Source organism: Stenotrophomonas sp. GD03877 (assembly GCF_029840555.1).
GTDB lineage: Bacteria > Pseudomonadota > Gammaproteobacteria > Xanthomonadales > Xanthomonadaceae > Stenotrophomonas > Stenotrophomonas geniculata.
In genome coordinates this window covers 37,681-46,422 of sequence record NZ_JAOCCT010000031.1, presented here as the reverse complement: position 1 = coordinate 46,422, position 8,742 = coordinate 37,681, and the positions used below count along the sequence as shown (strand labels likewise).

Sequence of the window (8,742 nt, the reverse complement as noted above, 5' to 3'; positions counted from 1 at the left end):
GAAGGCGAGTAAGGCCAGGTGATGGATGGGTGCGGGCTTGCCCGCACCCGTACATCACACATCTTGTCATCCTTCTTTCCGCGATTTTATGCGTTTGCTCGTCCCTGCTCCACCCCCGGCCAGTCTTCAGCCGCAGGTGCTGCTGGGAACCTGGGAAAGCCGCCGCTCTCCCCCGCTGCGAAGCAGCGGGCACGGATGCGAAAGCCTTCTGCCAGAAGGCTTTCGGCCATCTACCCAGGAGATACAGGAAATCCCGTTCTTTCCCGCACCGTAGGCAGTAAAGAGCGAGGGTGAATGAATGCTAACTAGCGCTACTTAGCGCTAACTCGCATTGAGTTGCACTAATTCGCACTACGTGGCATAATCGTTTTGCACCGTAGCGCTAATTAGCGCTACCCTCCACCCCAACAAAACGGGAAAGGCCCATGAGATGAGTACGCCAGAGAAGAAGTCGCGGGGCGGTGGGCGCGTCGCGTTCCTGAAGCACCGCGAGTCGATCCGCGAATTGATCGAAGCCGGCCATGTCGCCAGGTCGATCTACGACCAGCTGGGCGGAGACGAAAAGCTCGGGATCAGCTACAGCCAGTTCATGCGCTACGTGAACAAATTCATTACTCCAGGGAAGAGCCATGACATCCAAGCAACCCCGCCGCCGCACCCCGCCCCCGGAGTCCGGACAGGCATCACCGCCCTCGCACCAACTGCCCCAACCTCCTCCGACCCCCTCCCCCGCCCCCCTGCAAACGGCACCGGGAAACCCGCCTCCACCGGACCTCGCCCCGGTGCTCAGCCCCGAATCCAGCACAACTCCGTCGCATCAGACAAAGACGACCTCATCGGTTGAAGGAACCCAACAAAAAATGAACGCCATCGTGAACAGCAATCAGCCCTCCTCGACCGATCTGTCCCTGATCGTCCACTTCATCCTGCAGGGCAAGGGCGGCGTCGGTAAGACCGTCGCGGCCGCGTTCCTCGCACAGCATCAGAACGACGCCGGTAAGCGTCAGGGCCTCGTAGACACCGACCCGGTGAACGCGACCTTCTGCGGCTACAAGGCACTCGGTGCCGAACGTGTTGAGTTGATGGAAGACGGCACCCTCAACGAGCGCCGTTTCGATCAGGTGATCGAACGCATCCTGAGTGAAGAACAGAGCTTCGTCATCGATAACGGCGCTAGCAGCTTCATCCCGCTCAGCAGCTATCTGCTGGAGAACGACGTTATCCAGCTTCTCCTGGAAAGCGGTCGTCGCGTGATGATCCACACTGTGATTACCGGCGGCCAGGCCATGCTGGACACGCTCAACGGCTTCAAGACTCTGGCCAGCCAGCTGCCTGAAGGTGCCGAGCTGATCGTGTGGCTTAACGAGTTCTTCGGCCCCATCGAAGCGGACGGTAAGAGCTTCGAGGAGATGAAGGTCTACAAAGAGTACAAGGACAAGGTCAAAGGCCTCGTTACCATCCACCGTCAGACCGGCGCAACATTCGGCACCGACGTGCAGCTGATGTTGGAAAACAAGCTGACGTTCGAAGAAGTCGCTACGTCTGGTCAGTTCGGCCTGATGGCCCAGCAGCGACTGAAGACGGTCAGAAAGAGCATCTGGCAGCAGCTGGATCTCATCTACTAATTAGCTGGAGAGGGCCAAATGGCTGACATGCGCGAGCCCTCCGAACACGCGGCTCTGATCGAACGGATCAGGGCCCGCGTGGCAACGGAGCAAAACGTCCTTCTTACCAAGGGCGATCCGATTCTGTCCGTGGTCCTCATCATGGATGAAGTAATCAAAGCGTACGGCCAGAACGTTGGCGATGAACTACTGCGCAACCAGGAGATCATTGGGACGTTGATGCAAACGGCAGTGGAGGCCTCCAAGGAAACCGCTGGCAAGTTGATTACCGACTCGGCAGTTTGGGCAGCGAAACAGATCACCAACGCAGGCGACCAGGTAAAGCGCGACATCATTCAAGCAGCCGTTTCGGAGAGCAATAGGATGCAGGCCGAAAGCAGGCGGATCCACGACCAGGTGCACAGCATGCGCACAGAAATTATGGACTCACGACGGGGCATGAATGTCCCGATGGTGATCTCGGTTGCCGCATCACTTATCGCCGTGATTGCTTGTGTAGTGGCCATTTTGAAATGACACTTGGTGGTGTCAAATGGAGGGAGAAGGCAATGAAATTTAAGCGGTGGTTTTTGGACAACTACGCATGGGCACCACTTCTCGCAGTGCTCTACGCCTCTGTGGTCTATGCGACTATGCAGTCTGGAAGCATGGACGCACTGGCTGCATCGACAAAGAATCTGATCGGCGGATCCATCTTCGTCGTGATGCTGCTCGGCTGCATCCCCTTGTTCCTGCCGCCCCGTTCGGGGCGAGGAAAAACAAAGAAGTCATCCTGATGTCCAAACCCACCACCATGGTGGGTTTTTTTTTGACACCTTTTGCGCACCGGCCTGCAGGAGATCCACGTCGCCGCCGCCGCCGGCAGCTGCAGGACCTGGCGCGATCGCCGCGGCCTTGGACGCGGTGGCCACCGGCGTGGCCCGGGCTGCGTGCACGGGTGGGGCGGTCGTGCTCGATGCCGGCACTGGCCAGCGCGTCGACCGTCAGCATCGGCCTGCAGGAGATCCGCGTCACTGGCGCCGCCGGCAGCTGCAGCACCTGGCGCGATCGCTACGCCCTGGGCGAGGTGGCCACCGACGTGGCACGGGCTGCGTGCGCGGGCAGGGCGGTCGTGCTCGATGCCGGCGCTGGCCAGCTCGTCGACCGATCCGCGTCACTGGCGCCGCCGGCAGCTGCAGCACCTGGCGCGATCACTGCGCCCCGGGTGAGATGGCCTCCGGCGTGGCAGTGACTCATTGGCGTCTAAATGCACTGCTGGTTTGTTAGATAGTTTGTTTGTTTGTTGTGTAAACAAACAAACTAGAGTAGTCTTGACGCATCAAACAACGCTAGGAGTTCGCCATGCGTCCGACAGAGGTCAGTGACAACGACATCATCGAGGCCGGTAAGTCGCTTCAAAGCGCCGGCTTTAACGTGACGGGTTTCGCTTTGCGTAAGCGAATCGGAGGGGGCAACCCTGAACGACTCTTCCGGGTGTGGCGAGAGCACTTGGCAATGTCAGCACCTCCGCCGGCCGCAACGGCCGAGCTGCCTCCAGAAGTTGTGGAGGGGGTCAATCAGCTCGCCGAGGAGGTTGGTCAACGTTTTCTGCAGGTGATCGCCGGGCTCAATGACCAAGCTGTTCGAGCTGCAGCGCGCCGGATTGATGATGTTCTGAAGGAGAGTGCCATTCAGCGCGAACAAGCTGACCGCGAGCTGACGGATGCGTCCAACGCTGTTGATGAGCTGGACAGGCAGGTGTCCTCCCTGGAAACACAGGTAGCTGAACTTCGACAGCAGCTGGCTGCGTCTCAGGAGCAGGCCCGCACCTGCGCAATAGAGTCGGCGCGTGTTCATGAACAACTTGCCAGCGAGAAAAGCAGAAACCAGGAGCTGACAGCGGAACTGTCAGAGCAACGCTCCAAGGCAGAGGGCGCGATGCTGCTGCAAGGCCGCGTCGATGCCTTGCAACAGCAAACCGATGATCTACTGCGCCGGCTTGCGGGTCAGGATAAGGCCTGATCGGAGATGTTCCCCGGGGAACACTAGCCTTACCAAAAAGCGCTATTTAATGCGATATAGCGCGACGGAATGCAATTATATGCACTTTAGTGCGACATAATCGCCCGCCAGCTCCTACGGGAGATCCACGTCGCCGGTGCCACAGGCAGCTGCAGGACCTGGCGCGATCGCCGGGCCTCGGGCGATGTGGCCAGCGGTGCGGCCCGGCCGGCAGGCGCGGGCAGGGCGCCGCGCTCGATGCCGGCACTGGCCAGCTCGTCAACCATCCGCATCGTCCTGCAGGAGATCACGTCGCCGGCAGCTGCAGGACTTGGCGCGATCGCTGCGCCCTGGGCGAGGTGGCCACCGGGTGGCCCGGGCAGCAGGCGCCGGTCAGTGCGGCCGCGTTTAATGCCGGCGCTGGCCAGCGCGTCGACCTGCAGCATCGCCCTGCAAGAGATCCGCGTCGCCGGCGCCGCCGGCAGCTGCAGGACCTGGCGCGATCGCTGCGCCCTGGGCGAGGTGGCCACCGCTATGGCCCGGGCAGTAGGCGCGGGCAGGGCGGCCGCGCTTGATGCCGGCACTGGCCAGCTCCTCGACCATCCACATCGTCCTGCAGGAGATCACGTCGCCGGCAGCTGCAGGACCTGGTACAAACGCGACGTCCTGGGCGCGTGGGCACCGTTGTGGCCCTTACTGCCGCCTCGGTATCAGCGACGCTCTCGATGCCGGCGCTGGTCAGCTCTTCGCTTCGCTTGCTTTGGTTCAATTCACAAGCGCGGGGCTCTTAGCTACTTGATGTATAGGAAACTTGAGAAGCATACCTGTGAAGACTACGTGGAGAGCTACTTGGAAGACATCGCTAACGCCTAAAAACCCCTGTAAATCATAGTCTTACAAGACAATTTTCGGCTGTGCCCGTTAGAGGTTGCACGCATCACCGTTAGAGATTGCACGCATCACCGTTAGAGATTGCACGTGCCTTCGTTAGCGTTCATCAGTGGATAAGGCTGCACGTCATTGATTTTCAATAAGAATTTATCTGTTAGAGATTGCACGTGGATAAAATAGAGTTATACATGGGTTATCCACAGGATCGGTGTATAAGTCAGAAACACATATTAAAATCAAACAGATAGAGCGTAGCTTGGCATGAAGATGGCTGTTGGCGAGCGGTTGGATTGGAATGGACATTCCAATTGGATGCGAAGCAAGGTATGCGTTAGAGATTGCACGCGACGGGTTCTTGGCGCAGCGCCGGCGAGCGTTAGAGATTGCACGTGGCGCAGAGGGTGCATCCGCAGGTGCCTGGCTGATGTTGCATGCCTTCCATCGGCGTTAGAGATTGCACGTGCGGACCCCGCGTTAGAGATTGCACGTGCTCAAAGGCCAAGGCGTAAACTGATCCAATGTTCGCCAAGGAACAATCCCTAGAAATTCTCGCCGAGATCGAGCGCCTGCAGGCTGCCGGTAAGCTCCAGAGAGAAATGGCATTGCTGACGGGTTTGAGCCGTTCGAGAGTGGCCAACCTCGTTCGGGTGTTGGGGCTGCCACCAACGCTGTTGGCCTGGGTCAGGGCTGGGAGGCTGTCCTCGAAGCACGGTGAGCTACTGGCAGGGATCAAGGACGCCAAGGCCCAGAGGCAGCTTGCTGAGGCCGCTATAGCGGGCCGATGGACGACCCTTCGGCTTGGTCAAGAGATCGATCGGTCTCGCGGTAAGCGGGGGCGTGATGACACGCACCAGGATGCCGATGTGGCCAGCCTAGAGCGCCGGCTGGGTGAGCACCTGGGCACCGTGGTCCAAATAGAAACAGGCGCAGGCTCGGGGGGAGCGCTGCGCCTGTTCTATACCGATCTGGATACCTTGGGAGGGCTTTTGGACCGGCTTGGATTCAGCGAGTAGGGTGCAAGGAGCTGATATGGAGCGGTGCCGGCGTAAGGACCAGGTTAGCTCCCACATTGCTGATGTGAGCACGGGCCTCCGGGTAGAACAGCAAGACCTCTTCGAGTCTCTTCAGGAAGTAGAAGCGGAAAGAGCGTAGCCCCGCAGAGGTATCGGCGTAATTGCTGCCAAACTGCCCCTTCAAGCCGACCCATGGGATCTTGGCCTCAGTACGGCGCGAATGACGCAACACGTACATGCGATAGGTGAGCCAGGAATAGATGTCCATCGCCAACGGCGATTTGGCCATTGAGTGGTACACGCGCAGATCAACCGGTACCGGTCGCTCAGTGACTTCTTGGAAGAACTCTTCCGTGAGGTTCAGCGTACTGACCCAAAGAGATTGGATGTCAGGATCGTGATGCCAGAACACGCGCTCTGAATTGCTGATGGGGAGACGGAAGCTGCTGTCTTCGGCGTCATCCTCGTACTCTACAGAGATGACCGACCTGAACAGCGCCAGCGCCTGTTTGCGGAAACGAGAGATGTCCGAACCGTTGCTATGCAGGCCAATGCGCTTGAGGAATTCAGCCTGACTGCGGCCCAAGTCCAGCTGCTTGGTTTTCGTCCGAACAGCTTCGGTGCAGATCCAGGCCAGCAGGACGCGGGGGATGGATCCATAGGGGATGCCGTACTTGCGGCTGGTGGCCACAATGTTCAGCGTCGCCCTGCCGGTTGTTCTGGAGTACATCGTACCCGGGGGAAGCTTAGGGTCCGTGTGCGGTAGGGTAGCCTGAGCCAAGATACGGGCCATGTAGCCCAAGGCTCCGGCTGATAGGGCGTCCTCACGCTCGATCGCCATCCAGTCGTCCAGCATGGCGCGATGACGGCGGCCAAGGGGCGTCTCGCCGCCAGGGAGAATGATGATGTCGCTTTCAACCTGAACGGGTGATTTGGTAGATTCGTAGGTAGCCATGCTCTGTAGCCGCTCCTCTTTGGTGTGCAGAGTGTGGTTTCGCGTCGGTCGAGGGTGGCAGCCCTCGGCCGACTTTACTTTAGCCTGAATTTATGGAAGGGCAAAACTTTGCGTTTCCGCGAGCGGAAGTGGCCAAGCAGCACACAATGAAACGACTTCCAGCCAATGTTGAAGAGTCCGAAATTCCTGAGATGCGCAAGAGGTTCGCCAAGAACTTCCGGAACGCACGACTCAAGGCTGGCCTCACACAACAAGCCATCTGCGACGCAGCGAACCTGTCGCAGCCGTATCTCAGCGAAGTAGAGCGGGGCCTGAGCAACATCAGCCTGGACAACATGGAAGTGTTGGCAGCCCTGGTCGACAAACCCCTATGGGTTCTACTTCGCTAAGAACAGAGGTCCAAACCAAAGCCGCCTTCGGGCGGCTTTTTTTTTGGCCCGGCCTAGCCCGGACTCGCGCCCAGCAGATCCAAGTGCCGTTGTGTGATCGAGTTCGCAAAACGGCGCTGTTGGACGGTACGGATTATAGTCTATAGACTATCGACAGGGAATGGATCCCGTAGGAGATTCGTAGTGAACACGCATGTCGCGGCCGCGCAGCCAAGTAATAGCGGCAGCTCGGGCGATCGCTTGAGAGAAAGATTGGAACGCGAGCTGGGTCCGAAGGTCATGGAGCTGCTGCGTGATCCGACCGTCGTGGAAATCATGCTCAACCCCGATGGGGTCTTGTGGGTCGAGCGTCAGGGCAAGCAGATGGAGGAGGTGGGTCGAATGACGTCTCATGCGGCCTTGTCCGTTATGGCGACGGTGGCCACTTTCCTGGATACGGAAATCACCCGCGAAAAGCCAATCCTCGAATGCGAGTTGCCAATCGATGGATCGCGATTCGAAGCGTTGCGCCCGCCCATTGTTTCCGCTCCCACGTTTGCCATCCGCACCAAGGCAAAAAGTATCTTCACGTTGGGGGAATACGTAGAAAGCGGAATCATGAGTTCCGCGCAGATGGAACAGCTGCTGCGAGCTGTGCGGTCGCGCAAGAACATCCTGGTTGTGGGCGGCACGGGTAGCGGCAAGACCACGCTTTCCAACGCAATCATCGAAGCAATCTCAGTAGAGCACTCGAACGACCGGATTCTCATCATCGAAGACACCGGTGAACTGCAGTGCGCAGCTGCCAATGCGGTGATCATGCGCGCGGTTGAAGGCGTCACCATGGAGCGACTGCTTAAAGCATCTCTCCGGCTGCGACCGGACCGAATTTTGGTGGGTGAGGTTCGTGACGGTGCTGCGCTCACCCTGATTGAAGCCTGGAATACAGGCCATCCCGGTGGCATCGCCACCATCCATTCCGACGTGGGAGATCCGGAAGCGGCTCTTCTGCGCATGGAAAGCCTGGTGGCACGCGCCACACAGGCACCACAGCAGGCCCTGATCGCCAAGGCAGTGAACGTGATCGCTTCGATCGCCAAGACTGCGAACGGCCGAAAAGTGCAGGCAATCACCGAGGTGGTGGGCTACGACAGCTCAAAAAACACCTATCTGTTCCAACCTGGAGACTGAGATATGACGTTCAAAAACGCGGGCAGCAAACTGGCTCGCATCCTCACCAATCCCGGCGCTCGCATGTTCCTGATGCTGCTGCTGATGCTTTGCGCTTCGCAGGTGATGGCCAGCGACGCGGGCTCCGGCGGAGGTGGTAGTGGGCTGCCCTGGGAAAAGCCGGTCGAGAAGATTGTGGCGTCGATCAGTGGGCCGGTGGCTTTCGGCATCTCGCTGTTGGGCCTGATCGGTGCCGGCGCCGGCCTGATCTGGGGCGGCGAGATGAGCACCTTCATGAAGACGCTGCTCTACGTGGTGCTGGTCATCAGCATCATCGTGTTCGCCAAGAACCTGATCGGCGGCGCGCTGTTCAGTGGTGCGTCCCTCCCAGCCGACGCGATGACCTACCTGCAGGTCAAGTACGCAGCTGCGACGGGGGGCTGACGCCAAATGGACGAAGAGCTTGAGACGGCAAACTTCTACTACGCCTTGCACCGGCCCCAGGAAGTGCTGGGGGGCGAGCGCGAGCTGACGCTCTTCAGCATGCTGCTCGCAGGCGCTCTCATCTTTACCGGCATGAACTGGACCACGACCTTTGTAGGTGGCGGCATCTGGATGGTGTGCTGGTGGCTGCTGAAGAAGATGGCGAAGGCGGACCCGATCATGTCCAAGGTCTACATCACTCAGCTGAAGTATCGACCGTACTACCCCGCGCACTCCACTCCGTTTGTCGAGTAACC

The 8,742-nt window shown here is 59.2% G+C and carries 12 protein-coding genes; 10 read left to right on the top strand and 2 right to left on the bottom strand.

The window, feature by feature from the left end:
- Positions 1 to 430 precede the first annotated feature (430 nt).
- From N5D20_RS19450 to N5D20_RS19430, 5 genes are all read left to right on the top strand, one after another.
- Positions 431 to 844, top strand: a complete 414-nt coding sequence (locus N5D20_RS19450; protein ID WP_279914855.1) for a TraK family protein — start codon at positions 431 to 433, stop codon at positions 842 to 844.
- Positions 845 to 860: 16 nt separating this feature from the next.
- Positions 861 to 1,625, top strand: a complete 765-nt coding sequence (locus N5D20_RS19445; RefSeq protein ID WP_279914857.1) for a conjugal transfer protein TraL — start codon at positions 861 to 863, stop codon at positions 1,623 to 1,625.
- Between the two features lie 18 nt (positions 1,626 to 1,643).
- The gene (locus tag N5D20_RS19440; RefSeq protein WP_279914858.1) at positions 1,644 to 2,141 is read left to right on the top strand and encodes a hypothetical protein; all 498 of its coding nucleotides are present in this window, start codon (positions 1,644 to 1,646) and stop codon (positions 2,139 to 2,141) included.
- Between the two features lie 32 nt (positions 2,142 to 2,173).
- Positions 2,174 to 2,401, top strand: a complete 228-nt coding sequence (locus N5D20_RS19435) for a hypothetical protein (RefSeq protein WP_279914860.1) — start codon at positions 2,174 to 2,176, stop codon at positions 2,399 to 2,401.
- Between the two features lie 565 nt (positions 2,402 to 2,966).
- Complete coding sequence (locus N5D20_RS19430) at positions 2,967 to 3,626, top strand: DNA-binding protein (protein ID WP_279914862.1); 660 nt, start codon at positions 2,967 to 2,969, stop codon at positions 3,624 to 3,626.
- An 86-nt stretch (positions 3,627 to 3,712) separates the two neighbouring features.
- On the opposite strand, the gene N5D20_RS19425 is transcribed toward N5D20_RS19430, so the two are convergent.
- Complete coding sequence (locus tag N5D20_RS19425) at positions 3,713 to 4,135, bottom strand: hypothetical protein (protein ID WP_279914863.1); 423 nt, start codon at positions 4,133 to 4,135, stop codon at positions 3,713 to 3,715.
- Positions 4,136 to 5,014: 879 nt separating this feature from the next.
- Between N5D20_RS19425 and N5D20_RS19420 the strand changes: the two genes are divergently transcribed.
- A complete protein-coding gene (locus N5D20_RS19420; protein ID WP_279914864.1) occupies positions 5,015 to 5,509 on the top strand; it encodes a hypothetical protein in 495 nt (164 codons plus the stop codon).
- On the opposite strand, the gene N5D20_RS19415 is transcribed toward N5D20_RS19420, so the two are convergent.
- Complete coding sequence (locus tag N5D20_RS19415) at positions 5,499 to 6,464, bottom strand: replication protein RepA (RefSeq protein ID WP_279914865.1); 966 nt, start codon at positions 6,462 to 6,464, stop codon at positions 5,499 to 5,501. The genes N5D20_RS19420 and N5D20_RS19415 overlap by 11 nt on opposite strands.
- A gap of 146 nt (positions 6,465 to 6,610) precedes the next feature.
- On the opposite strand from N5D20_RS19415, the gene N5D20_RS19410 reads away from it, so the two are divergent.
- From N5D20_RS19410 to N5D20_RS19395, 4 genes are all read left to right on the top strand, one after another.
- Positions 6,611 to 6,853 (top strand): helix-turn-helix transcriptional regulator, encoded by a 243-nt coding sequence (locus N5D20_RS19410; protein ID WP_279914866.1) that lies wholly within the window; start codon positions 6,611 to 6,613, stop codon positions 6,851 to 6,853.
- A 240-nt stretch (positions 6,854 to 7,093) separates the two neighbouring features.
- Positions 7,094 to 8,023, top strand: coding sequence for a P-type conjugative transfer ATPase TrbB (gene trbB / locus N5D20_RS19405; RefSeq protein ID WP_279914912.1), 930 nt, complete (start codon positions 7,094 to 7,096; stop codon positions 8,021 to 8,023).
- A 3-nt stretch (positions 8,024 to 8,026) separates the two neighbouring features.
- Positions 8,027 to 8,446 carry a TrbC/VirB2 family protein gene (locus N5D20_RS19400; protein ID WP_279914867.1) on the top strand — a complete coding sequence of 140 codons (420 nt, stop codon included), beginning with the start codon at positions 8,027 to 8,029 and terminating at the stop codon, positions 8,444 to 8,446.
- Between the two features lie 6 nt (positions 8,447 to 8,452).
- Positions 8,453 to 8,740 (top strand): conjugal transfer protein TrbD, encoded by a 288-nt coding sequence (locus tag N5D20_RS19395; RefSeq protein ID WP_279914868.1) that lies wholly within the window; start codon positions 8,453 to 8,455, stop codon positions 8,738 to 8,740.
- The last annotated feature ends 2 nt before the right edge of the window (positions 8,741 to 8,742 follow it).

Coding starts and splice junctions, on each gene's coding strand:
- N5D20_RS19450 (WP_279914855.1), top strand. CDS start 431: ATGAGTACGCCAGAGAAGAAGTCGCGGGGCGGTGGGCGCGTCGCGTTC.
- N5D20_RS19445 (WP_279914857.1), top strand. CDS start 861: ATGAACGCCATCGTGAACAGCAATCAGCCCTCCTCGACCGATCTGTCC.
- N5D20_RS19440 (WP_279914858.1), top strand. CDS start 1,644: ATGGCTGACATGCGCGAGCCCTCCGAACACGCGGCTCTGATCGAACGG.
- N5D20_RS19435 (WP_279914860.1), top strand. CDS start 2,174: ATGAAATTTAAGCGGTGGTTTTTGGACAACTACGCATGGGCACCACTT.
- N5D20_RS19430 (WP_279914862.1), top strand. CDS start 2,967: ATGCGTCCGACAGAGGTCAGTGACAACGACATCATCGAGGCCGGTAAG.
- N5D20_RS19420 (WP_279914864.1), top strand. CDS start 5,015: ATGTTCGCCAAGGAACAATCCCTAGAAATTCTCGCCGAGATCGAGCGC.
- N5D20_RS19415 (WP_279914865.1), bottom strand. CDS start 6,464: ATGGCTACCTACGAATCTACCAAATCACCCGTTCAGGTTGAAAGCGAC.
- N5D20_RS19410 (WP_279914866.1), top strand. CDS start 6,611: ATGAAACGACTTCCAGCCAATGTTGAAGAGTCCGAAATTCCTGAGATG.
- N5D20_RS19400 (WP_279914867.1), top strand. CDS start 8,027: ATGACGTTCAAAAACGCGGGCAGCAAACTGGCTCGCATCCTCACCAAT.
- N5D20_RS19395 (WP_279914868.1), top strand. CDS start 8,453: ATGGACGAAGAGCTTGAGACGGCAAACTTCTACTACGCCTTGCACCGG.